The following is a 24,619-nucleotide window of genomic DNA, read 5'->3' as shown; positions in this document are numbered from 1 at the left end:
TGGCATTACTTAGAAGATCGTATAAAAAAGTTAGGAAAAATACCTCAACTATGTGAATTCATAGTAAACTCACCGTAAAGTCTAAATGCCCCCGCTTTTTGAGCAATTACTGGTTGAGTGAGGTTAAGCAATCGGAAAGGGAGTTATATATTGCAAAATAGACTTGACCCCTTTTTTAATGTTGTTTCAAATGAATAATTAGATATTGAGTTTGCTCTTTTCTTATCGTTATTACTTTTCTTTTACCTAGTATAGTGATTAAGGAATTAAAAAATATTGGTTGGGCAATATTCCTTAATACATTTTATACGTTAATATTTTTGGTTATAAAGTTGAAAGAATTATATTGCATTCTTTCTTTCCTATGTGAAGACGCTTTTATAAGTGAATAATGACTTTCTAACTAGTTCTACTAAAAATATTTCGATAGGTTATATTTATAATTAACACTGGTAAAACGAGAAGTTTATCACATCTTGAAAAACTAAATATAATAAAATAAGAGAGTTAAATGTAATAAACTCAAATGAAAAAAGTGATGTGATCATGAATGATTTAATTGAATATGGAAATAAATGTTTAGAAGAGCGCGATAACATTCCAAGCGCTCCGTTGTGGCATATGGGAAAAGTGGCTAAATTTGAGTCTAAGGAAAGCTTCGACTTATTGCAAAATACGGTAGATTATTTGGTTTGTAAAGCAAAGTTAAGGATGCCTTTTACTGACAATGAAAAAGAGTTTATGAAGGAACTTTTTGAGGCACTTTGGTGGGGAGGAAAATACCACGGGTTTTATGAGGCTGCTACACTTGCAAATCATTATGTTAATGGTAATGGCAACCCTGTTTCGCTTAATGCTACATTATATAAAAACTCTATAATCGTTAAAGATACCGCTAATGCGATGAGAAAATATATGCTTCAGTTAAAATCTAGTGGAAAGAATTTTACATTTATAAAATCATCTGACCCAGGTTTTCTTCATTCTGAATTTCCTAAAAAGCTTAAAAGAGGAAAAAGAAATTCCATTAAATATGGCCACATTTTGCACGACGGTGCACTATTAGCAGAGCAAGTGAATCTTCGACTAAAAAATGCTGATAATAGATTTCATTTAACTGTAAGAACCACAAAAGCAGGTAATTCCTATTGTTCAGTATGGCAGGTTAAAAGTGTTTATGATTTTGAACCTTTTGCTAAAAATGATATAACAGATATTCCCTTATCAGGCAAATATACTATTAAATTGCCAGATGGGCTTTCAAGGTATTTAGCAGAAATTAAGGTCGCGAAAGTGTTTAATTACGGTGCCATTTGGAGTGAGAGGTGGAAGTGAGTTTTAATAAAATGAAAAATATTTTTTGGATAGTTTTAACTATTTGCTTTCTTTCTTCCTGTAATTCAGCAGATGAGTGCTTTATTGCAGATAATATATTTTTTATTGAAAACAGCAAGTTGAAAGAAAATAATCGCTATTTAGTGATTAGAACTACAGGTTTTAACAAAAAAGAAACGTTTTATGAGTTATATACTCAGAAGCCAGATTTTGATCATTGCGGGCGTTCTAAAGTAGAACCTCATTTTGTTACTCATGCCGACACTACTGAAGGTCGACCTGAAAAATTAATTTATAAAAATGATAGATTAGATATTATTTATAGTAAAAGCACTGAATTATTCAAATCTAAAGAAATTGCTGTTATAACAGAGTAATTGTCACTTTAACCACTCTTTGTATTAATATTAGATTTACACAGAATTTTTTACAGGGTCGTAAAATGCTTTTATTATCTATAGCAATCCCTTTCAAGTTCATTAATGCATACTCAACCATAAATACAAGCAACACTGTAACAAACGCAAACTGTATTGCCACTTTCAAGTCACTTTCATTTTTATTCTCAAAGAAAGTTTTTGGTGACTTTAGAATACTAACCATATCCTCAGAATAAGTTAGCAACCTATCTTTCCCCCACTTTATGACTGTCTCAACACTACTCATATTTCCTCCTTAATAAAAACTCAATACTTGTCAATTACTAAGCCCCCAACGACTTATCATTATTAATATTTCTATCACTTTTTTCCGCAGGATGCGTCACCGAATGAATCTCCCTCAACTTCTCAACACTCACCTTAGTATAAATCTCTGTTGTCGATAACTCAGAGTGACCTAACATCGCTTGAATAAACCGAATATCACTCCCATTCTCTAACATATGCGTCGCCATTGCATGACGAAACAAATGACAAGAACCTTCAATATGAATACCCGCATTTTTCATGGTGTTTTTGACCAGCCACCCTAAGACACTCCCGGTATAAGCTTCACCATAATCGGTTAAGAAAAAGGAAGTTTCTTCTAACGCTAAACAAAGCTGCGGCCTGACATCATCCAAATACTTCACCAGCCATGTGATAGCACTTTGACCAATCGGTAACATTCGCTCTTTACTACCTTTACCTAATATCAATACGGTTTTTCTCTCCAGGTTCAGCTCATGGATTTTTAAGTTGCATAGCTCCATGCGTCTAATACCCGTACTGTACAATAATTCCAATATTGCTCTATCTCGAATACCTTGGGGTGTGCTGGTATCAGGTTGATGAATAATACTTTTGATTTGTTCAACACTTAAAATAGTTTTCGGTAATCGCTTCGGTGCTTTCGGCATTTGTATTTCTGAGGCGGGGTTATACAGCAAGTAATTTTGTTGCGTGAGCCACTTAAAGAAACCTTTCACTGATTGCAGTAATGACTTTTGTGTACTAAACGCAATAGGTTTACCATTATCTTTGCGGTAATAAAACAAATGACGCTGATAACGCTCTAATATGGGCTTAGTGACATCTTGTGGCTGTTGAATATCTCTTTGGTCACACCATTCAATAAAGGTTCTTAAGGCGTTATCTCGGCTCTTTTTAGTTTCAACTGAGTAGCCTTTGACTAATAACCAATCAAGGTAACGCACCAGATACGGATAGATACCATTGTGCTCTATGGGAATTTGTTGACGAGTAGATTGATTGTGATGTTTTGTTCTTAATACCATAAGTTTTTTAAGGTTAATAGGATGAATGTTAACTGTATTTTTTTATGAAGCCTGAAGTACTTTTTTAAGGGTTTCTTAACGCAATTCTTGCAAGCCCTTTGATGCTCTAACTTTTAAGCATTTTTCTTACCCCGATAACTACCCGATAAAGCCCCGATTTGAGGCCGATATGACCCCGACAGGTTAGCTGTTTACCCCGATAGGTTGCATCATAGGGATTGATTATCTAACTTGTGACTGTCGATTAAGTTCATCATAAAGGCGCTTCCTTTTTCACCTTCGCCGTTGTAAACAAGTTCATACACAAAGCTTTTACCTCTTCCCCCTTGGTGCACCATTAAGTATTCCATTTCGACCAATCATTTTAAATGAATGGTGAGTTGGGTTTGTCCCCAGCCAAAACGAGCACTTTAAAGATATTGCCAATAAATATTTCTTATCTAAAAAATTTACCTCATGTTACGAAACTGCTTCCAGTTTAAGTCAAATTGGCGTTTAGAAAAATACTTGGCGTTGAGCTGATGTTTTCGACAAAACTCGGCAGCACTTAATCCACTGTCTTGGTGTTGTTTAAATAAGTTGAGCCACTCTTGCTCTGTTCTGCGTTTCATTGCTAGTCTCCTGATTAATCAAATTGGAGACAGTTTAGAGTGGTTAAAATCTAAAGATAGGTGTGAATCCCTGGGCGCTTACACTTAAATACACTTTAATTTGATTTAAGTTATTTCTTAAAGTATTCCATAAAAAAAGGCTGCAATTGCAGCCTTTTTTATTCTACCAACTTAAACATAAATCATTAATTTAAGCTGCGCAAAAGTCCAATAATTTACTCAAAAGGATCGCGCTTGGTAATTGTTTCATTTCTATCTGGCCCGGTTGAAATAATATCAATCGGAATACCAATCAATGATTCAATTTTATTAATATAATTACGCGCATTTTCTGGCAACTCATCCCAGGTTTTAACCCCAAATGTTGACTCACTCCAGCCCGGCATTTCAATATATTCGGGTTTTACTCGGGCAAAACCCTCAGCACCAACCGGAGTTGTGTTTATTTGGCCTTTTTCGGGGCAGGTATAAGCAGTACAAATTTTAACAGTTTCCAGACCATCGAGAACATCAAGTTTGGTTAAACAGATGCCTGTCACACTGTTCACCTGAATAGCTCGCTTCAGCGCAACGGCATCAAGCCACCCACAGCGTCGTTGGCGTCCGGTTGTCGCACCAAACTCATGTCCTTTAGTACCCAGGTGCTTACCAATATCATCGAACAACTCAGTAGGGAAAGGCCCACCTCCAACTCGCGTGGTGTAAGCTTTGGTAATGCCCAGTACATAATCAAGATATAACGGACCAAATCCTGAGCCGGTTGCGGTTCCGCCAGCGGTTGTGTTAGATGAAGTCACATAAGGGAAAGTTCCGTGATCGACATCCAGTAAGGTACCTTGTGCGCCTTCAAATAAGAGTGACTCTCCATTTTGGCGAGCTTGATGCAGCATTTCGGGGATATCCGTCACTAAATCGCGCAACATCTCAGCATATCCTAGACAAGCCTGATAAACCGTATCGAGCTGAATTTCTGGCTGCTTAAAATATTGGATCAGTACAAAATTATGATATTCAAGTACTTCGGTGAGTTTTTCTTTCAGTCGCTCTGGATAGAATAAATCATCGACACGTAGCCCGCGTCGTGCGACTTTATCTTCATAAGCAGGACCGATTCCGCGTCCAGTTGTGCCTATTTTTTTATCGCCCGTCTTAGCCGCTTCACGCGCCTGATCTAATGCAATGTGATAAGGTAATATTAAAGTACATGCAGCACTGATTCTAAGCCTTTCTCTAACAGGGACACCTTTAGACTCAAGCATTTGCATCTCTTCTGCCAATGCTTCAGGCGAAAGTACCACACCATTTCCAATAAGACACTTTACATCATCGCGCAAAATGCCAGAGGGAATTAAATGTAAGACGGTTTTTTCACCATTAATAACGAGTGTGTGCCCCGCGTTATGTCCGCCCTGATAGCGAACAACCGCGCTTGCCCGGTCAGTTAAAAGGTCGACAATTTTGCCTTTTCCTTCGTCACCCCACTGGGTGCCTAGTACAACGACATTTTTTGACATAATCTTAATTACTTTTTCGATACATTTATCGGGAAACCGCGCATTGTACTCTGATTGATAAAAAATTTCTGCTTTTTTTGGTTATTTTCTAGAACTTTTGGCGCTATATGTTTTTTGCTTTAGGTAACAATCAGTTAGCGGTTAACTGTATTTTGCTGAACAGATAAATTCAATTTTTGTTTAACGCAAAACAGTTAACAGTAATAATCCTGTCATCATTACCACTAATCCCATAATGCGAATATTTTTGTTCGACAGACTGGCAATTTTAGTCACTATATCGCGCCAACCTTGTGGTGTTAAAAAAGGAATCATTCCTTCTAAAATTAAAGCAATCGCCAATGCTATCCAAAGCTCATTAACCATTCTCTCTTCACAACCTTTCGTTATTTAATCAATATTTTTTATTTTAATATCACAACTTTATTGCTTCGTTTTTTTTGAATTCGCCTAATTCATTTATCAAACTCTAATCATTGCCATATTGCTATATTGCCATTAAGCCAATAAAAAAGGCAGTCTGAGACTGCCTTTTTAGTATCGCTTTATTTCAATTTTTTATTTACTACCGTCAGAATTTTTTAAATATTTAAAAAATTCGCTATCGGGCTTAACAACAATGACATCCCCTTTATTATTAAATGACTCTTTATAAGCATCCAGACTTCTGATAAAAGCATAAAATTGAGGGTTTTTATTATAAGTTAGCGCGTAAATTCGAGCCGCCTCAGCATCACCTTCACCGCGAATTGTTCGCGAGGTTTCATCGGCTTCAGCTTTTATCTTTTTAACCGTAGCGTCGGTGGTTGCGCGGATAATGTTACCTTCTTTTTTACCTTTACTGCGACGTTCTTCGGCAGTAGCTTTACGTTCAGAAATAATCTGCTCATAAACATTAGGTAGTACATCGTTTGTGTAATTAACTTTCTTAACCCGTATATCAACCACTTCAATACCATAATCAGGCACTTTAGTATTCACATCATTACTAATTGCAACCATAAGCTGTTCGCGTTGACCAGCGACCGCTTCAATCAAAGTTCGTTGACCGAATTGATCACGTAACCCACTATCAACTAGTCTTTCAAGTACACTTTCAGCTTCTGAAAAACGACCTTGCGTTCTTAAGTAAAACTGCGAGAAATCTTTAACTCGCCATTGAACATAAGTATCAACATCCAAGAACTGTTTGTCAGAAGTTGTAAATACATTTGGTGCACCATCCATTGTTTGAATACGCGCATCAAGCGAGATAATTTTTTCAACAAAAGGAATTTTAAAATGCAAACCCGGTTCAAAAGTTGTCGGTTTTTCGGCTTCGTCTCTTAAGACTTTTCCAAAACGTAATTTAAGTGCACGTTCTGTTTCAAGAATAACGTAAAATGAATCCCCTAATAAAATAACCGAAAACAGAATAGCAAAAGCAATTAATGGACTTTTCATTTTTGGCTTCCCTCAACACGTTTATTCATTAGTTTATCAAGTGGTATATACATCATGTTATTACCACCTTCGACATCAACCATTACTTTCGTGGTTCGTGACATCACTTCTTCTAGTGTTTCAATATACAGACGCTGACGAGTTACCTCTGGAGCTGCAGTATATTGTGGCAGAAGTTTTTCAAAGCGAGCGACTTCACCACGAGCTTTCGCTAATACTTCTGTTTTATATGCGCTGGCCTGTTGACGTATTTTTTCGGCTTCGGCTTCGGCTAAAGGCAGCTCTCTATTACTGTAAGCTTGCGCATCTTGCACTTCACGTTTGGCATCTTGCTCAGCTCGGTTTACTTCTTCGAAAGCATCATTAACTTGTTGAGGAGGCAACGCTCTTTCAAGCGTAACAGTTTCAATTTTAATACCACTTTTATAGTTATCAAGAATTTGTACTAGCTCTTGCTCTAATTGACTTCGAATACGCTCTTTTTCCGAGGTTAGTACTGCATCCACATTATTATCACCCAGTACTTGTCTTAGCGCACTTTCAGATGCCTGTAATAGCGCCTGTTTAGGAGCGCCCAAGTTGAACAAATAATCTTCTGGATCGATGATACGATATTGCAGACCAATTTCTACATCAACAATATTTATGTCTTTGGTTAACATTCGTCCATCAACGCGTGCCTGCAACAATTCGTTGGTGTTCACTTTATAGATACGATCAATTCCCCATAATCGCCAACCTAAACCTGGTCCAACGGTCGTATGGTATTTTCCAAATCGCAGAATGACGCCGCTTTCAGCTTCATTTACGGTATAAATTCCGGCTACACTCCACAATAAACCTAGTATAACGAGGATGCCGGCCAAAATACTGCCGCCACTCTTTGATGTTCCTGTACCGCCGCGTTTTCCACCACCAAAAAATCCACCAATTTTCTTAAATATTTCATCAAGGTCTGGTGGACCATCTTGTTTATTGCGATTCCCCCAAGGATCTTTATTACCATTATTGTTACCTGGTTCGTTCCAAGGCATGTCTATCTCCAGTTTTGATTTTGAAGTATTATCATCCACTCACCAGTCGATTTGAAGATGATGTAAATTAAATTTGACTAAATTCCTGTTTATTAGGTTAATGAATATGCGTCAGGCTAGTCATTCCATTACGTTTTCTAATCGGTAACACAAAGCAAGGTCAAAGCAACTTGTCGCCTGCCTTTAACATCATTTACCTTTGATTTAAATGATCATTATACGTCGGATATTCTAAGTAGGAGCATTAATAGATGCAAATTTTGTGCTGCACCTTGCGACTTAATTACCCTTTGTTTAATTAATTAACAATTTTTCGATGCGGCCTTGAGTTTTACGGCACAATCTTCGCCAGTCATCTTGATTAATACAAATATCTAGCAAAAAGCTCGCATCTTCAGCAATTGATTCTGCTTCTATCACATTCAAATCAAACAGTTCACTTCGAATAGCAAAATCTTGTGGCAAAACTTGTAATTTCAAGCGCATCCACTGAATATTTAGCTGATGGCTAATAGTTTGCCTCAGTAACTCCATTCCTTCACCGGTTTTGGCAGAGCACCATACGCGATCGGGCTCTCCATCAATTCCCGGCTCAATTTTAGGCTCAACCGCTTCAAGATTATCAATTTTATTTAGCACTTCAATTGTTTTAATATCACCAGAACCTATCGATTCTAAAACCTGATAAACTTGCTCTATATTATCGTCTTTGCGCTCATCAGATACATCAATTAAATGTAAGAGAATATCTGCCTGGCGGCTTTCTTGTAATGTGGCTTTAAAAGCAGCCACCAAATCATGTGGCAAGTGGCGAATAAATCCAACCGTGTCAGACAAAATAATATCTTGACCAGGAACCAGCTGAATTTTGCGATGGGTCGGATCAAGGGTAGCAAACAGCTGATCTGCCGCATACACCTCACTGGCAGTTAATCGATTAAATAAAGTAGATTTCCCCGCGTTAGTATAACCAACCAAAGCAACTGTCGGAATATTACTCCGCTTACGCGAGCGACGACTTTGCTCTCGCTGTTTTTCAACTTTTTCCAAGCGTTTTTGAATGGTCTTGATTCGTTCACGCAACAATCGTCTATCAGTTTCAAGCTGCGTTTCACCTGGACCACGTAAGCCAATCCCTCCTTTTTGACGCTCAAGGTGGGTCCAACCTCGTACCAATCGAGTTGATAAATGATTTAACTGGGCCAGTTCTACCTGTAATTTACCTTCGTGACTTTGCGCGCGTTGAGCGAATATGTCCAGAATCAAACCAGTTCGGTCAATAACGCGGCATTCAACCAGTTTTTCAAGATTGCGTTCTTGGGCAGGAGAAAGGGTGTGATTAAATAACACCACATCGGCTTGTTTGTCTTTGACCTGTTGCGCAATTTCATCGGCTTTACCTGTACCAATAAAATACCTTGGATGTGGGCTATTACGACTACCGCCAATAATGTCTTTAACTTGTAACCCCGCAGAAACAGCCAAGTCTACAAATTCGTCTTTATCTTCCTTGTTTTGGGTATCTGGAAAATCTATGTGAACCAGTATGGCATGTTCGCCACCAGCGTGTCTTTCAAACAAAGAATAATCTCTTTAATCAATAAAACCTGAATAACTAAAATGGGGTCTGAAAACGATACGATCGAATTTCAAGTAAAAATCGAATAATAAACAGACAACAGCAAAACACCAATCAGGATTAGCTCCAGATTGGTGTTAAATGACTTGCCAAAAATTCAAAGAACCCGGTAAATACGAGAATAAATTTCGTACAACTCCCATTGCCCTTACGAATAACGCTTTTATACGTTACCTACATTGTCGTTGTTACCCGAATCTACCGGTGCACTATCGTTAATTTCTGCTTCCCCAGAATGAGGAAGTTTAACATTTCGCGCGGGTACGACAGTTGAAATAGCATGTTTATAAACCATTTGACTCACTGTGTTCTTTAATAGAACAACAAACTGATCAAATGATTCAATTTGCCCCTGCAACTTAATACCGTTTACCAGGAAAATCGAAACTGGAATCCGCTCTCTACGAAGCGCATTTAAATAAGGGTCTTGTAATGATTGCCCTTTTGACATATCTGTCTCCTTATTTTTTTTATGTGAGACTAAGGTAAGCCTCTGTAATTATTGTTCTTGAAAAGCCTGCAGACTGAGAGCAATACTTTCACAAAAACCTTCCGCGCAAAACTTTACTAAACAAACCAATTATCAACTGATAATTAGTTTTTGTTCTGTAGAGCAATTGCACATCCGTCTAGTCGCTAATTTTAGCATTGATTGAATATATGTGCTAAACAATATATTAATTTTCAATAAACACTAAACTAACATCCCCTTAGTAAGGCCTACAATCATTTAGTTCAACCCTACCATATAAAAATCTTATTATTCTTATCAATTATCAACACGGGTTCATTGATAACCTGCCACTAAAAAATATCAGTCAGGTTCTAGCAATGATTCACTGCTTTGCACACAACGAATAACGCCGTAACTATATTCCCCATTCATTAGTGCATAAGCTTCACTGATTTTCCCTGAAGTATTTTCATCTAATGTGCGCAATGTTTGCGCAATGAGCTGATATTCTTCTGTTGTCAGTGACAAAACCTCTAAAGGCTCAACTTTTCCGGCTGCTATAGCTTGAGCAATATGCCCGTAAATCGTATCGTCTTTTAAATCACGCTGACTGGCAATTTGTTGTATATTTTTGCCTTGGGAATATAGAAGTAAAGTTTCATTAACGCTATCACTAAAAGATAAGTCAACAATTTCTGGTAATGAATGGCTATGAATAATCTCAACGAATACTTTTCCATACAGGTCTAATTTTTTTTCACCAACCCCCGCAATCAATCTCATTTGTTCGATATTCGCTGGCCGATGTTCAACCATTTCAAGCAAAGTTGAGTCATGAAATATGACATAGGACGGTACACCTTTTTCATCAGCCAATCGTTTGCGTAGTGACTTTAATGCTTGTAATAAAGGCAAATGAATTGATGCTAACCCTGAATGATTTGTTAACTGCTTTTTGGCTGACAACTTTTTATTTGACGACGTATTCTGACTTACATAACGCGCAAACAGTGTTTTTTCACCACGCAATACTGCTCGACACTTTTCCGCCAGCCTGACTCGATTGAACATTTCATATTCAATCTGAATATAACCTTCGACCAATAATTGTCGAAATAGACTTTGCCACTGAGAAAAAGAATAATCTTGACCAACACCAAATGTCGATATTTGATGGTGTTTATTCTGTTTTATTCGTTCATTGTTTTTACCGAGTAACACATCAATAATATAACTAACACCAAAGCGTTGCCCAGTTCGATAAACACATGAAAGTGCTTTTTGTGCTGCTTCAGTAGCATCCCATGTTTTAGGTGGGTGCAAACAGTTATCACAATTTCCACATGGTTGTTCGAGCTGTTCACCAAAATAAGCCAACAGCGCCTGTCGACGACAAGTGGTCAGTTCACATAAACCAAGCATGGCATCCAGCTTTTGCTGAGAGATGCGCTGGTAATTTTCTGCTGTGTCATTTTGTCGCACCAGTTGACGTAAAAACACGACATCCTGTAATTGATAAGACATCCATACAGTTGCCGGTTTACCATCGCGTCCGGCTCGACCAGTTTCCTGATAATAAGCTTCAATACTTTTTGGTAAGTTTAAATGCGCAACAAATCGCACATCAGGCTTGTCAATACCCATACCAAAAGCAATAGTAGCGACAATTATAATACCTTGTTCCCGTAAAAAGCGCTGTTGATTCTGTTGGCGTACATCAGTGGATAACCCGGCATGATAAGGTAAAGCAACTCGGCCTTTTGTTGTCAACCAATCAGCGACTTGCTCCACTTTTTTACGAGAAAAACAATAAATAATTCCAGCATCTTCTGAAAATGAACACTCAATAAAGCGCCACAACTGCTCGCGAGCCTGATGACTTTGTTGAATGTGGTACTGTATATTTTTTCTATCAAAACTATTGATAAATTGTATCGCATTATTCAACGCAAGCTGCTGCTTGATTTCGTGTCGCGTGGCCTGATCGGCAGTTGCCGTTAAAGCAATGCGAGGGATATTTGGAAAACGCTGTGTCAGTAGATAAAGCTGCTGGTATTCAGGTCGAAAGTCATGCCCCCATTGAGAGACACAATGCGCTTCATCAATGGCAAATAAGCTGATAGGCACTTGGCTGAGTAAGTCCAACATGTCATCGGTTAATAAGCGCTCAGGGGCTATATACAACAGATCAAGTTGCCCATTCAATAACTGCTGTTTAATGGATTGAATAGCCCCAGCAGTAAGCGTGGAATTCAAATAGGCGGCTTCAACGCCATTTAGCTTCAAGGCATCCACCTGATCTTGCATCAGCGCAATTAAAGGTGAAACGACAATACCTGTGCCATCGCGTAAAATAGCTGGAATCTGATAGCACAGAGATTTTCCACCACCGGTAGGCATTAACGCTAAAACATCTTGACCGGCAAGTAGTGCCTGAATAATGTTTTCTTGATTGAGTCTGAATGCTTGATAGCCAAATAAATCTTTGAGTAGTTTTTTTGCTTGTTGAATATCCATTTATTTATGCGTCTTTTTATTCCCAGAGCACAGCAAGGAATTTATTTTACTTCGCCAAAATTGTACTTGGGAGAGGAAATCTCTTAAATAACTTTAAGAGATTTCCGGTTTATTATTTTTCAGTGAGGCCAATGATGTTTTGTCCAGGTTAGAATTTGTTGTCTGGCCGCAGCTAGTTCAGTATCAACCAATGGGTCAAACCATTGTACTTCTGACCAACTTCGTAGCCAGGTATACTGACGTTTTGCCAACTGTCGTGTTGCTATAATTCCCCGTTCCGTTGCCTCAGTTAACGTCAATTCTCCAGCCAAATATTGCCATAATTGCCGATACCCAACGCTCTTTATCGCGGGTAAATCAGCTGACAAATCGGGCCGCTCATAAAGCTGCGTCACTTCTTGCAAAAATCCCTGAGCCATCATTTGTTCGAATCTGAGCGCGATGCGCCGATGTAGTTGACTGCGATCCCCCGGGGCAAGGGCAATCGACAATAACGGATTTGGTAACACATTATCTTGTTGTTCGGCGTGCCATTGTGACAATGGCTTTTGTGTAATGAAAAAAACTTCTAATGCTCGCAGAATTCGCTGTGTATCGGTGGGGTGCAAACGTTTAGCAGTTACCGCATCACATTGCATTAGTTGCTGATGCAATGCTTCAATCCCCTGACGGTGTAATTGTTGTTGCAAGTGCTCGCGCATGGATGCATCAGCCTCTGGTAGTTGTGCCAGACCATCACGCAGTGCTTTAAAATACAGCATAGTGCCCCCGGTCAATAAAGGGGTTTTGCCTCGTTGGTGGATTTCGTTAATCAACTTTTTAGCATCATGAACAAAGTTTGCAGCCGAATAACTAATCGCAGGGTCAACAAAATCAATGAGGTGATGAGGCGCTCTAGCCAACTCATCAAGTGTAGGTTTTGCGCTACCTATATTCAGTTGTCGATAAACCATCGCCGAATCAACACTGACAATTTCAAACAAATCGGTCTGATACAAGTCAATCGCTAATGCGGTCTTACCACTGGCAGTGGGCCCCATTAAAAACACAATCGGTAAATGGGGATATAATAATTGTGGCAATACTTGTTGCTCCATCGCTTTATTATGTTGATTAATTTCCGTATTCACGAAAATAATCCTCGAATATCGGCCAGCGCCAATTTTTTAATTATTGGCTTGTCACTATTTTCAAGATGAGCAAAATCTGCTGGGGTATTTTGTACCGACTCGCTCAATTGACAATCTTCTAATAATTGTTTAACCAGATCTGTTGGTAAATTATCATAAGTCAGTTGCACCAGTTGCTGTAGATTCTCATCGACAGCTTTCGATAGTTGTAATTGCAGTAACCAAGTAGATAATCGAGATACTAAGACGGATGTTTCAACAAACTTTAACCAGTTAGGAATTTTTCGCAATACGATTTGTCGCTCAAGATTGATGTTAAAATCAAATCCAATTTCTTCTAATAATTGGTGAACTGCACAATCTTCCAGCAAGTCATCGTTTAATGGCAAACTTTGCGGAAAAAGCAGAGTAACAGTTTCTATAGCATTATCTTTTTTTTGGTTTTCTCGAACAACCCAGAGCAATAATTGGCGCGCATTAACAATCCATAAATTATCTGGCTGTTTATAAATCCAATAGTCCGCTTGAAGATGCCACAAGGCAAAGTCTGAACTTGAAGCTTGCAATCCTTGTACTGGTGTTGACTGAATATCTTTTTTTCTATCAAATTGCTGAGTTGCCCCAAGTTGCATTGATGGTGTTGTTTTTTCAGCTTCGTTTATGGTGTCGTTTTCAGCTAATGAAGCAGGTTTAGTCGCCGGCTTATGCGTTACTAGTGTTGAAAAGTATTGGTCCAAATAGCTTTTAACCGTTTCGCTAACAGCGGCTTTTTGCGCTTTATGTGCAGGTGAACGATAAGCAGATGCCGTATGATTATTTCGCCATGACGAATGACCAGCCAGATTTGAGGCGGTACTTTTCATCGATAATTCACGTTTTTTATCATCTGATTTAATTAGCTTTTCAGCATCTTCAATTGGACTTGCGTTAGATTGGTTTAAATTTATTTGTCTGTTGTCGTCTTGATCATCCGCTTGCGCTAATAAGCCTAATGACTGATTATCATCGACTAATGCATCACGTACGCTTTTTGCTAATAAATCATGTACCAGGCGCTGCTCACTAAATCGCACTTCGTGTTTAGTTGGATGAACATTGACATCAACCTGAGCGGGGTCAACGGTTAGGTAAATGACATACGTTGCCATACGCCCGGCAGGCAATAGCCCTTCATAGGCTTGTCGAATAGCATGATTGAGAGTCTTATCTTTAACCGGCCTGCGGTTGATAAAGACATATTGAATATCAGATTCACTACGGTGATATCCAGGGCGCCCAATCCACCCTTCAACCATTAAAACATCGTGCTGACAACTAAACCGTATCGCATTATCAATAAAAGGCTTACCACAAATAGCCGCTATTCTCAGCGCTTGTTGACTGGGCTCACCACAAGCAGGAATGCGCTTTATAACTTTTAAATTGTGCTTTAACATAAACGCAATTTGAAAGTTTGCCAGAGCATGAGATTTAACAACTTCTTCAATATGATTAAATTCTGTTTTTTCTGTACGCAAAAATTTCTGCCGAGCAGGTGTATTAAAAAACAAATCGGCCACTTCAATACGAGTACCAGGCGCTGCCGCCGCAGGTAAAATTTCAACGGCCATGTCTCGTCCTTGTGCTATCGCTTGCCATGCCTGTTCGCTGCCATGTTGACGAGATGTTAATGTGAGTCTGGAAACTGCGCTGATACTTGCCAGTGCTTCACCACGAAAGCCCAGCGAGCGAATATTGGCTAAATCTTCGGTAGTACTGATTTTACTGGTGGCATGCCGAGTTAAGGCGAGCATTAAGTCGGCTTTATTAATGCCGCAGCCATTGTCAATAATACGAATTAAACGAGCACCACCTCGCTCAATATCGACTTCAATACGACTGGCTCCAGCATCAATACAGTTTTCGACTAATTCTTTAACAACACTGGCAGGCCTTTCGACAACTTCACCGGCAGCGATCTGGTTAGCCAGTCTGTTATCCAGCAATAAAATTCGTTTTTCCTGAGTCAAATCAGGCTCCAGGAATGGCCAGCGTTTGACCTATTCTCAGTTGGTTAGATTTAAGATTATTATGCAATTTTAATTGCTGAGTGGTAACGCCAAAAAGCTGAGCAATTTCAGAGAGCGTATCACCACGTTTGACTTCATAAGACTGCGTTTTCGCCATTGCGGCATACAAACTGCCATCGGGAGGAAAGCTCTTAAAATATTTTTTAACCCCAATTAAAATTGAGTCTGCAATCTTTCGTTGTTGCTTTTTAGTTTTTAGCGTTTTTTCTTCTTGAGGATTAGAAATAAAAGCCATTTCTACCAGCATTGCTGGAATATCAGGCATTCTCAATACAATAAAAGCCGCTTTACGTAACGTTTTACCATGCATTTTTTGCATTCTTACCGATAACTCTTTTCGCACTCGCTCGGCAGCATTTATACTGGCTCCCACAGAATAATGCATAGACAGATCAAGCAATACCTGCGCGACTAAAGGATCTTTATTCGAAAGGCTTTCGACCCCTCCCAATAAATCAGAACTTTTCTCTCGTTTCTCCAGCCACTTACCCATTTCAGAGTTTGCCCCTTTAGCTGACAGCACCCAAACTGAAGCGCCTCGGACTCTTGGATCGGTGAATCCATCAGCATGGAGCGAAATAAATAAATCTGCTTTTTGTTCGCGCGCTAACTGTGTTCTTTTTTCTAAACCAACATAATAATCTGAGCTACGCGTCAAAAAGGCCTTAAGCCCTTTTTCCTGATTGATTTTTCTAGCCAGAATTTTAGCAACCGCCAATGTAATATTTTTTTCCTTAGTTTTTTTCGGACCAATTGCACCTGGGTCTTCGCCACCATGACCGGCATCAATAGCAATAATGATGTCACGGTTTCTTTCTTTAATCGCCGACTCAGCAGTTTTAACAACCGCTTTTTTTGCCGACTTATCTTTTAAATCAATAACCAGCCGATGGCCATAATCCTGGAAAGGTTTGAGAGTAAAATCCTGAGAAGTCACCCCTTTTTCTAAATCGAGGACTATTCTCAATTTGTTTTCTTGCTGACTGGAACGAATATTTTTTACCCGTTTTTTGGGAACATCTATATCACTAACTTCGGTTTTTAATTCACCATTATCAATATCAACAACTAATCGATAAGGATTATCGAGGGTAAAAACCTGATAGTTAACCGATTCGCTGACATCAAAAACCAGGCGAGTTTTTTCTGGATCCTGCCAAAAGCGAATACCTTTAACTTCACCTGCTAATAATTTTAAATGGCCACTAAGAATAATAGCCAGACAGATATAAATTTTTGCGATTAACGAAAACCCTTTTGCTCTCATGATTTCAACTTTACTACATATTTGAACAGCTAATTCGCTTCCTTCGACAGGACAAAATCAACTTTTAGGTGAATATTTGAATAATGGTTTCAATATTATTTTAGTCATATTACCGAATTATTTTAAACTCAGCCTGAATATTTGCTATTAAATTTTGTTGCCAACCCGTGGTCTGTTGATTCTGATTATCCTTGATTAACTGTGGAAACTCCATTCCAATTCCTCGGGATTCAGCAACATAGTCTAATTGGATTGTCAGATCTGGCTGAGGTAAAAGCCCTGCGCCTCGCTCTGGCCACTCAATTAAACAAATAGCCTGTTCTGCCAGATAGTCTCGAATACCTATATATTCCAGCTCTTCCGGATCCCCCAGACGATACAGATCGAAGTGATATATTTTTTGATTCGCAATCTGGTAGGGCTCAACCAGAGTATAAGTTGGACTTTTAGTGCTTCCCTGATGCCCTAATGTTCTGAGCAAACCTCTCACGAGTGTTGTTTTACCTGCCCCCAATCCCCCCATTAAATAAATCAGTGCTTGAGAAGGACAAGACTTGGCAATTAGAGCCCCAGCTTTAAGGGTTGCGGCTTCATCGGACAAATAATATTGGATATTAGTATTCACGGTAACTTAACTGACTCTTTATACTTCTTGGTGTTGAACATTTTTGCATTATCGACATTATTTGATTCTAAACGTCACATGATTCTAAACGTCACATAGTTCTAGACGTTATATCATTCTGAACGTATTACGCATTATATGACACTTTTCATACTTCGCACTTTGTTGCAGTATTTTGGCTTTATTTCCATTAATTCGGCTTTATTTTATCAACATGGATTCACCAGAGGAGGCAAATAATCGATCAGATCACTGGCTAGTAGCCCCCGATATTTCTGCTCGGTTCCGGCAGCATAGTCAGCAGCTTCGCCATGAATACAGACCCCCATGACTGCCGCGTCGAACAACGCATACTGTTGTGCTAATAACCCGCCGATAATGCCAGAAAGGACATCACCCATACCACCCGATGCCATGCCCGGATTTCCCACTGGACAAACAGTCTGGCGTCCAAATGCATCACTAATAATGGTCCCCGCACCTTTAAGTACACAAACACCGCCATAGCGTTGCGCTATCATTGCACTGGCGGCATAACGATCCTGGTGGATTTCCTGGGTTGTCATATCCAGTAATCGCGCAGCTTCTCCCGGATGAGGCGTCAAAATGCGATGATTGTCAAAGGTTGGTTCGCGAGCGAGAATATTCAAGGCGTCGGCGTCAAAGACTTTTGCAATATTCAGGTAATCAGAGTGGCTTAATCCAAGAATTCGTCTCAGCCAGGTTCGCCCCCACAAAGATTGCCCTAAACCAGGACCAATAACCAAGGCAGAAATTAAAGCTGACGACCGTTCATCAGCATCTTCGGCTTGTCCGCTGGTTGGAAGCTCAAGTGGAACTTTAGCGGTCACTTGGTTAGCCAGATTATCCACCGCCGATAAATGGACATTTTTAGCCATAATTTCAGGGACCCGTGAAACAATCACCTCTGCCCCGGCTTCGACCCAGGCCGAAGTCAGTCCACTACCGACTCTGGCTGCTGCGTTAGCGGCTAATAATGCAGCACCAATCATTCCATTAGCGCCGCCAATTACCCGGCAGTATCCAAAGTGCCCTTTATGACTGGTGTGTTCACGACGATATAAACGTGAGCAAATAGCAGCATAATCTTTAGCGGTTATCTGCGAAGTAATACCTTGCCAGCTCGACTCGCCAATTTGTAAATCGGCAAGTACTACTTCACCTCGAAAATCAGCGGCATCTCCGGTATAGAGTCCTTTTTTGGGCGCAATATAAGTGACCGTTTTATCAGCAATAATCGATGGGTTTCCACTGACCCCAGTATCAGCTTGTAAACCGGAAGGAATATCAATCGCCAACACCGGCATTGTTGCCTGATTTATTTTGTCAATTATTTGTGCATAAGGTTCTCTTACAGCGCCTTGAAGACCGGTGCCAAGCATTGCATCAACCAGCAAATCAAAAGCAGATAAATCCTCTGGCAACTCAGTTATCAGATTCAAATAGGTATATAACGGAGATTGTTCTAAAGCTAGCCAGGCAAGATAAGCATCATTTTTGAATTGAGCAGTCGAATTTAAATTTAACAAGGTTACTTTAATCCCTTTAGCCAAAACTAAATCCAGTGCCAGTCGAGCAACGATGAGTCCATCGCCTCCATTATTTCCTTTACCAACAACTATCAACCAGTTTTTTGCATCGGGCCAGGTTGTTAAAATTGATTCGAACGCACTAAGCCCTGCGCGCTCCATTAATGGATAAGTTCCTTGAGGATCGATATTCGCGTAATTACTTTCGACTAACTTGATTTGCTCAGCGCTGTATAAATGGCAATCCGCGGCAACATAATAAGATTTATTGAATGGATTGGGCCAATTGCTCTTGTTCATCTTTTTAATTTACTCTGCATTCAAATCAAACATGGTTTCCCGATAATAGACCAATTCAGCGATGGATTCGCGAATATCATCCAGAGCAAGATGCTTATTTTCTTTTATAAATCCGGGCAAAATTTCCGGTTTCCAGCGTTTTGCCAACTCTTTAAGCGTACTGACGTCGAGGTTACGGTAATGAAAATAATCATGCAGTTCAGGCATATAACGCACCAGAAAACGCCTATCCTGGCCTATTGTATTGCCGCACATCGGTGACTTGCCAGCAGGCACCCATTGTTTTAAGAACGCCAAGGTTTGCTGCTCGGCTTGTTGCTCAGAAACTTCACTTTGTAAAACTCGCTCAGTCAACCCCGATTGTCCGTGATGAGCGGTACACCATTCATCCATTGAATCAAGTAATGTTTTGGGCTGGGAAACCGCCAAAACAGGCCCTTCAGCCAATATATTCAGGTCTTTATCGGTGACGATGGTCGCAATCTCAATAATTCGCTCTTGATTAGGATCAAGCCCGGTCATCTCTAAGTCGATCCAAATCAGATGGCTGGCATTTTGCACATTCACTCTCCACAATACTGAAAGTTAAAATTAAATTTGTCGTTATTTAGTATATAATGTTTGCCAAATTAAGCCCATTATCAATTTTTTTGGCAACTTATTCATTTGATAGCTTATTGATTGATGAGCATTATACTTTAGATTCTTGTTTTTTAGACTTTCGAGATTTTAAATTCTCATTGTTTTAACATGCAGTGATGTGAGATTAAGGTTATTTGAGATTGTTGCTGCAAGAATTGTTGCGATAAGAATTCTTGCGACAAAGTTGTTGCAACAAAGAAAAACCACCAAAGCAAACGGTAGCTTAAAACACAATCTAAATTTCTGGCTTTTATTCATTAAAAAAACCTTTTTGGAGGCGGCTTTTGGCCAAACGGGATAAACTGACACAGCGGCAAAAACGTCAGGTTGCTCACAAACAAAGACAACGTATTCAGCAACAAACGGCTCCTCTCGCAGAACACCAACTCGGACAACTATCGGAATCACTTGAAGGTCTGGTCATCAGCCGGTTCGGAGAACAGGCAGATATTATGAATCTGTGCGACCAAAAGGTATTTCGCTGTTATTTGCGACAAAACCTTGGTTCGATTGTTTCTGGTGACAAAGTCGTATTCCGGTTGGCCGAAAACGAACAAGGGATTGTTGAAGCTCGTCACTCACGTGATAGCGTGTTTGAACGACCTTCAGCACATCAGGGTTTAAAAGCAGTAGTGGCCAATATTAATCAGGTTTTTATTGTAGCCGCACCATTACCTGATTTTTCAGCCGCCCTACTGGATCGTTATCTGGTTGCCATTGAAGATGCCAACAATCAATGCGATATCCCGTTAAAAATTATTATTCTGCTCAATAAGTGGGATCTGCAATCAGAAATCATCGATCAGTCTATTGAAGAGCAACTCACTATTTATCGGCAGTTAGATTACCCAATCATTAAGGTCAGCACTAAAACAGGACTAGGCATTGATTTATTAAAACAGCATGCGGTTCATCAGCAAAGTATTCTGGTGGGTCAATCAGGCGTAGGCAAATCATCTATTATCAATCACTTATTCCCACAGCAAGAATCACTGGTTAACCAGGTTTCACAAAATTCGCGTCTTGGTCAACATACCACCACAACTTCTCAGCTATTTCTGGTAAAAGAAATGACAACAACTGAAAATTCGGTGGATGGATTTATTATAGATTCGCCCGGTATCAGAGAATTTGGTTTATGGCATATGGATAGTCATAAAGTTGCCGCCGGATTTAAAGAATTTTTACCGTTTATTGGCGCCTGTAAATTTAGAGATTGCCAACATATTAACGAACCAGGATGCGCTATTCTTCAAGCGGTAGACACCAAGCAAATAGCCCTTCAGCGCTGGCAAAACTACTGCAAAATTGTATCTTCACCAGCATCATAGTCAAAGGATTTAACAAACACTTCTACCTTATGTTCCGCTAATGGTTTTGCAAAATAAAAACCCTGAGCAACATGATAATGCATGTGTTGAACTTTAATAAGCTGCTCTCTGGTTTCAATTCCTTCAGCAACGATATGAATATTTAAATTGCTGGCTAACAATCCAATTGATTCAACGATAGCTTCATTTTGGCGCGAATCATTAATGACTTGAATAAATGAACGATCCAGTTTAATTGCATCAAACGGAAATTTATGTAGATAACTTAGCGAAGAGTACCCGGTACCAAAGTCATCCAGATAAACTTTTATATTCATTGCTTTCAATTCACGCACAAAATTTAATGCGGCTTTGTAGTCTTCAATGAGAATACTTTCAGTAATTTCTATATTGAGCTTTTCTGGATCGACTAAATAGCGTTGCAAATTTTTACGAATAACACTATCCAAGGTTCTCGCCAACACCTGCACCGAAGACACATTCACATTAATATACAAATCAGCCAATAGGGGAGCTTGCTTAAATCGACTCAACATCTGACAAGCCATTTCAACAACAGCTTCCCCAATCTCAACAATTAACCCGGTTTCTTCAGCAACAGGAATAAACTCAACAGGACTCACTAACCCGTTAACCGGGTGGTGCCAACGTACCAAAGCTTCGAAACCTTCAATCTTGCGAGAGTCAAGATTCACTAAGGGCTGATACACCAAATACAGCTGGTGATTGTCAACCGCATCACGTAAATCCCGCTCCATTTTCATTCGTTGGGTCACCAACATTTTTATGGTGGCATCAAAAAAGCAATAACGATTTTTACCTTGATTTTTCGCTTGATACATTGCGGCATCGGCATCACTCATAATCGTTTCTGCTGAGTTTTCACCGAGTGAGGCCAGTCGAACGCCTATACTGGCACTGGAAATTAACGAGTGTTTAGCAACAACAATGGGCTTTTTTAGCTCTTTTAAAATTCTTGAACATAAGTTCAATGCCACGCTATCACGTTGAATATCATACATTAAAATACAAAACTCATCGCCACCAAGACGAGCAATCAAATCATTTGCACGTAAACTTGTTTGGAGTTTTTTAGCCACTTCAATTAAAAACAAATCGCCAATATGATGACCCAGACTATCATTAATGACTTTAAATCGATCCAAATCTAAAAATAATAACGCCAGTTTTTTATCCGCTTTGTCAGGTTGATTGATCATGCGGTTCAGGTTTTTTATCAGATTCAAGCGATTAGGTAATCCGGTCAAAGCATCGTGTAAAGATTCATGCGCCAGTTTTTGCTCGACAACTTTGCGTCTTTCAATCGTATCTTCAAGCTCAGATGTTCGCTCACGTACTCTTTTTTCCAGCAACTCATGCGCCGCTCTTAAAGAATCAGCATCTTTTTTGCGTAAAATTGCAGTTGCAACCTGATGACCAATTGTTAGCAAAACATTTTGGTCATCATGGGTGTATAATTGATCCGGCTCATAACTTTGAATGGCTAACACACCAAACACATGCTGTTTATCTTTTAAAGGTACACCCAGCCAGCTATAGCATTCCCCCGTCCCGGCAATACCCTCTTCTTCTCGGGGTGACAAGTGTGCTCTGCCAGAAATAATGACTTTCTCGGTAACCCCTTTACAATACTCTCCTTGATTAAATAAGCGGCGTATTGGGGTTTTATCAAATTGATCGACAAAATAAGGAAACTCCAGATATTTTCGATCTTCCGTTAAAATAGCAATGTACTCATTTTTGGCATACATTACTTGCCCAATAATCTCATGCACATGTGCATAAAAATCGTCAAGACTTTCGGTAGTACTGACCAGTTCAGTAATTTGAAAAAGTGCCGATTGAATTTGCTGACTTTTTTTGCGTTCCAAAACTTCAGTTGCCAAAGCAGCATTCATTCGATGTAAATCTCGCGTACGCTCATCGACTCGCTTTTCTAGTGCAGTGTTCGCATCAATAAGAACTTTTTCTGATAGTCGACTCTTAAATACTAATGCAATTTGCCTGGCTACAAATTGCAAAATCCCTTTTTCTTTTTCACCATATTTAATGTCAGGCCGATAACTTTGCACAACAATCCCACCTAAAATTTGATTATCAAAAACCAGTGGAACGCCTAGCCAGTCATAAGCTAAGTGTCCGATTGAGTCTACGATATTTTTGGCAACCAGATTTCGAATACACTCACCAGATAGATGCTGAACTTTACCTGTGCGCAACATATAACCAGTTATCGTTCGGCGTAACTCCTGCTCGGACAGATTTTTAATCGTTGTTGCGATGGCTTCTTGATTATGCTCATCAGCAATATAAATAAAACTCATCGAACTTTGATCTTGTCGATAAAGCGCAACAAAAAAGTTTTCGGCATACATCAATTGTTTAATGATTAGATGGAGTTGTGAGGCGTACTCTTCCATTGAAGAAGTTTTGACTGAGCACTCGGTAATATGAAATAAAGCCGATTCAAGCGGCGTTAAAGCCAGTCCCTCACTAACGGGACCAACAGATTTATCTGGAGGTTGACGACTAGACTTACTCAATGCCTAATACCTGTCGCTCTATTTCCTCTGCCACACTTTGTTTGAGCACAATGATGGCTATTCTGCGATTAATGGGATTATATGGCTGTGTTTTATCAAACAAAATGGACGAAGCAAATCCTTCAACTCGCGCCACTTTAGTTTCTTTGATGCCGCCATAAAGTAGTTCGCGCCGAGCCGAATTGGCGCGGTCAGCAGACAGCTCCCAGTTACCATAATCATCTTTAGCAATATAAGGCGTTGCATCTGTATGACCGGTAATACTCAGTTTGTTAGGTACTTTTTTCAGCACCTCAGCCAGCCGGTGTAAAATAGTTTTGGAGTAGTACTTAGGCTCGGCACTGCCACTGTCAAACATTGGGCGTTTATCTTTATCAACAATTTGAATGCGCAATCCACTTTGAATAATATCGACCATAATTTGATCTTTAAACAGCTTAAATGCCTCACTGGTCTCAATTAAAGATTCCAGATTTTCTTTCAACAGCTCAAGTTGAGCAATTTCTTGTTCTTCAACTATTTTTGCGGCATCTTCTTCAGTGACCTTTGTGTCAACTTCACGCACTTCTGGCTTGACATGCTCCAATGAAATTACGCCTGAATTCACACCTTTATCATCAACAATCGCTTGCGTACTTCCCGTACTTTGCTTTTTACCAGCAGGATCAAGAAAATATCCAGAAATAGCGCGTTTTTGAGGTTCAGAAGTATTACCCATTAACCAAAGTAACAAAAAGAAAGCCATCATAGCCGTCGCAAAATCGGCAAATGCGACTTTCCAACTACCTCCATGCGCTTGATGACGACCGCGTTTTATGCGCTTGATAATAATTGGTTTACTTTTTTCAAACTCTTCAGCCATGATCGTTTTTTGAAA

21 protein-coding genes are annotated in these 24,619 nt (G+C 39.5%); 3 read left to right on the top strand and 18 right to left on the bottom strand.

Annotation, left to right across the window (positions count from 1 at the left end; all coding sequences use genetic code 11):
- The first annotated feature begins 546 nt into the window (after positions 1 to 546).
- Together ABVT42_RS12810 and ABVT42_RS12805 are read left to right on the top strand one after the other, a co-directional pair.
- A complete protein-coding gene (locus ABVT42_RS12810) occupies positions 547 to 1,335 on the top strand; it encodes a hypothetical protein (protein WP_353897229.1) in 789 nt (262 codons plus the stop codon).
- The gene (locus tag ABVT42_RS12805; protein ID WP_353897228.1) at positions 1,326 to 1,712 is read left to right on the top strand and encodes a hypothetical protein; all 387 of its coding nucleotides are present in this window, start codon (positions 1,326 to 1,328) and stop codon (positions 1,710 to 1,712) included. The genes ABVT42_RS12810 and ABVT42_RS12805 overlap by 10 nt, the downstream gene beginning before the upstream one ends.
- Here ABVT42_RS12805 and ABVT42_RS12800 read toward each other — a convergent pair.
- From ABVT42_RS12800 to orn, 16 genes are all read right to left on the bottom strand, one after another.
- A complete protein-coding gene (locus ABVT42_RS12800; RefSeq protein ID WP_353897227.1) occupies positions 1,699 to 2,001 on the bottom strand; it encodes a hypothetical protein in 303 nt (100 codons plus the stop codon). The two genes, ABVT42_RS12805 and ABVT42_RS12800, sit on opposite strands and share 14 nt — an antisense overlap.
- A gap of 37 nt (positions 2,002 to 2,038) precedes the next feature.
- Positions 2,039 to 3,052, bottom strand: a complete 1,014-nt coding sequence (gene xerC / locus ABVT42_RS12795; protein ID WP_353897226.1) for a site-specific tyrosine recombinase XerC — start codon at positions 3,050 to 3,052, stop codon at positions 2,039 to 2,041.
- 449 nt (positions 3,053 to 3,501) lie between these two features.
- Complete coding sequence (gene tnpA, locus ABVT42_RS12790) at positions 3,502 to 3,663, bottom strand: IS66 family insertion sequence element accessory protein TnpA (protein WP_353897225.1); 162 nt, start codon at positions 3,661 to 3,663, stop codon at positions 3,502 to 3,504.
- Between the two features lie 215 nt (positions 3,664 to 3,878).
- Positions 3,879 to 5,177 carry an adenylosuccinate synthase gene (locus tag ABVT42_RS12785; RefSeq protein ID WP_353897224.1) on the bottom strand — a complete coding sequence of 433 codons (1,299 nt, stop codon included), beginning with the start codon at positions 5,175 to 5,177 and terminating at the stop codon, positions 3,879 to 3,881.
- A gap of 180 nt (positions 5,178 to 5,357) precedes the next feature.
- Complete coding sequence (locus tag ABVT42_RS12780; RefSeq protein WP_353897223.1) at positions 5,358 to 5,543, bottom strand: DUF2065 domain-containing protein; 186 nt, start codon at positions 5,541 to 5,543, stop codon at positions 5,358 to 5,360.
- A 192-nt stretch (positions 5,544 to 5,735) separates the two neighbouring features.
- Entirely contained in the window at positions 5,736 to 6,620 is an 885-nt protein-coding gene (gene hflC, locus ABVT42_RS12775; protein WP_353897222.1) for a protease modulator HflC, read from the bottom strand.
- On the bottom strand, positions 6,617 to 7,654 hold the full coding sequence (gene hflK, locus ABVT42_RS12770) for an FtsH protease activity modulator HflK (protein ID WP_353897221.1): 1,038 nt from the start codon (positions 7,652 to 7,654) through the stop codon (positions 6,617 to 6,619). The genes hflC and hflK overlap by 4 nt, the downstream gene beginning before the upstream one ends.
- 294 nt (positions 7,655 to 7,948) lie before the next feature.
- Positions 7,949 to 9,235, bottom strand: coding sequence for a ribosome rescue GTPase HflX (hflX, locus tag ABVT42_RS12765; RefSeq protein ID WP_353897220.1), 1,287 nt, complete (start codon positions 9,233 to 9,235; stop codon positions 7,949 to 7,951).
- A gap of 221 nt (positions 9,236 to 9,456) precedes the next feature.
- Entirely contained in the window at positions 9,457 to 9,744 is a 288-nt protein-coding gene (gene hfq / locus ABVT42_RS12760; RefSeq protein ID WP_353897219.1) for an RNA chaperone Hfq, read from the bottom strand.
- Between the two features lie 363 nt (positions 9,745 to 10,107).
- A complete protein-coding gene (gene recQ, locus ABVT42_RS12755; RefSeq protein WP_353897218.1) occupies positions 10,108 to 12,264 on the bottom strand; it encodes a DNA helicase RecQ in 2,157 nt (718 codons plus the stop codon).
- Between the two features lie 119 nt (positions 12,265 to 12,383).
- Complete coding sequence (gene miaA, locus ABVT42_RS12750) at positions 12,384 to 13,394, bottom strand: tRNA (adenosine(37)-N6)-dimethylallyltransferase MiaA (protein WP_353897217.1); 1,011 nt, start codon at positions 13,392 to 13,394, stop codon at positions 12,384 to 12,386.
- On the bottom strand, positions 13,391 to 15,403 hold the full coding sequence (gene mutL, locus ABVT42_RS12745; protein WP_353897216.1) for a DNA mismatch repair endonuclease MutL: 2,013 nt from the start codon (positions 15,401 to 15,403) through the stop codon (positions 13,391 to 13,393). Before mutL ends, miaA begins: the two co-directional genes overlap by 4 nt.
- 1 nt (position 15,404) lies before the next feature.
- Positions 15,405 to 16,730: an N-acetylmuramoyl-L-alanine amidase gene (locus tag ABVT42_RS12740; RefSeq protein WP_353897215.1), complete on the bottom strand. Its 1,326-nt coding sequence runs from the start codon at positions 16,728 to 16,730 to the stop codon at positions 15,405 to 15,407.
- Between the two features lie 109 nt (positions 16,731 to 16,839).
- Positions 16,840 to 17,355, bottom strand: coding sequence for a tRNA (adenosine(37)-N6)-threonylcarbamoyltransferase complex ATPase subunit type 1 TsaE (tsaE, locus tag ABVT42_RS12735; RefSeq protein WP_417281481.1), 516 nt, complete (start codon positions 17,353 to 17,355; stop codon positions 16,840 to 16,842).
- 209 nt (positions 17,356 to 17,564) lie between these two features.
- Positions 17,565 to 19,205 (bottom strand): NAD(P)H-hydrate dehydratase, encoded by a 1,641-nt coding sequence (locus tag ABVT42_RS12730; protein WP_353897214.1) that lies wholly within the window; start codon positions 19,203 to 19,205, stop codon positions 17,565 to 17,567.
- A gap of 9 nt (positions 19,206 to 19,214) precedes the next feature.
- Positions 19,215 to 19,766: an oligoribonuclease gene (gene orn / locus ABVT42_RS12725; protein ID WP_353897213.1), complete on the bottom strand. Its 552-nt coding sequence runs from the start codon at positions 19,764 to 19,766 to the stop codon at positions 19,215 to 19,217.
- Between the two features lie 365 nt (positions 19,767 to 20,131).
- Between orn and rsgA the strand changes: the two genes are divergently transcribed.
- On the top strand, positions 20,132 to 21,178 hold the full coding sequence (gene rsgA / locus ABVT42_RS12720) for a small ribosomal subunit biogenesis GTPase RsgA (RefSeq protein WP_353897212.1): 1,047 nt from the start codon (positions 20,132 to 20,134) through the stop codon (positions 21,176 to 21,178).
- Here the strand turns inward: rsgA and ABVT42_RS12715 are convergent.
- Together ABVT42_RS12715 and motB are read right to left on the bottom strand one after the other, a co-directional pair.
- Entirely contained in the window at positions 21,145 to 23,742 is a 2,598-nt protein-coding gene (locus tag ABVT42_RS12715; RefSeq protein WP_353897211.1) for a bifunctional diguanylate cyclase/phosphodiesterase, read from the bottom strand. The two genes, rsgA and ABVT42_RS12715, sit on opposite strands and share 34 nt — an antisense overlap.
- Complete coding sequence (motB, locus tag ABVT42_RS12710) at positions 23,735 to 24,604, bottom strand: flagellar motor protein MotB (protein ID WP_353897210.1); 870 nt, start codon at positions 24,602 to 24,604, stop codon at positions 23,735 to 23,737. Before motB ends, ABVT42_RS12715 begins: the two co-directional genes overlap by 8 nt.
- Between the last annotated feature and the right edge of the window lie 15 nt (positions 24,605 to 24,619).

Origin of the sequence: Aliikangiella maris (assembly GCF_040719265.1) — a bacterium.
GTDB classification, from domain to species: domain Bacteria; phylum Pseudomonadota; class Gammaproteobacteria; order Enterobacterales; family Kangiellaceae; genus Aliikangiella; species Aliikangiella maris.
The sequence above is the reverse complement of the archived record's forward strand: the minus strand, read 5'-3'. Positions and strand labels throughout refer to the sequence as shown.

Excerpts from the sequence above, each read along its gene's own strand:
- hfq (WP_353897219.1), bottom strand. The coding sequence starts at position 9,744 with ATGTCAAAAGGGCAATCATTACAAGACCCTTATTTAAATGCGCTTCGT.
- ABVT42_RS12730 (WP_353897214.1), bottom strand. The coding sequence starts at position 19,205 with ATGAACAAGAGCAATTGGCCCAATCCATTCAATAAATCTTATTATGTT.
- ABVT42_RS12785 (WP_353897224.1), bottom strand. The coding sequence starts at position 5,177 with ATGTCAAAAAATGTCGTTGTACTAGGCACCCAGTGGGGTGACGAAGGA.
- ABVT42_RS12810 (WP_353897229.1), top strand. The coding sequence starts at position 547 with ATGAATGATTTAATTGAATATGGAAATAAATGTTTAGAAGAGCGCGAT.
- ABVT42_RS12740 (WP_353897215.1), bottom strand. The coding sequence starts at position 16,730 with ATGAGAGCAAAAGGGTTTTCGTTAATCGCAAAAATTTATATCTGTCTG.
- ABVT42_RS12780 (WP_353897223.1), bottom strand. The coding sequence starts at position 5,543 with ATGGTTAATGAGCTTTGGATAGCATTGGCGATTGCTTTAATTTTAGAA.
- ABVT42_RS12800 (WP_353897227.1), bottom strand. The coding sequence starts at position 2,001 with ATGAGTAGTGTTGAGACAGTCATAAAGTGGGGGAAAGATAGGTTGCTA.
- hflK (WP_353897221.1), bottom strand. The coding sequence starts at position 7,654 with ATGCCTTGGAACGAACCAGGTAACAATAATGGTAATAAAGATCCTTGG.
- hflC (WP_353897222.1), bottom strand. The coding sequence starts at position 6,620 with ATGAAAAGTCCATTAATTGCTTTTGCTATTCTGTTTTCGGTTATTTTA.
- recQ (WP_353897218.1), bottom strand. The coding sequence starts at position 12,264 with ATGGATATTCAACAAGCAAAAAAACTACTCAAAGATTTATTTGGCTAT.
- motB (WP_353897210.1), bottom strand. The coding sequence starts at position 24,604 with ATGGCTGAAGAGTTTGAAAAAAGTAAACCAATTATTATCAAGCGCATA.
- xerC (WP_353897226.1), bottom strand. The coding sequence starts at position 3,052 with ATGGTATTAAGAACAAAACATCACAATCAATCTACTCGTCAACAAATT.
- tnpA (WP_353897225.1), bottom strand. The coding sequence starts at position 3,663 with ATGAAACGCAGAACAGAGCAAGAGTGGCTCAACTTATTTAAACAACAC.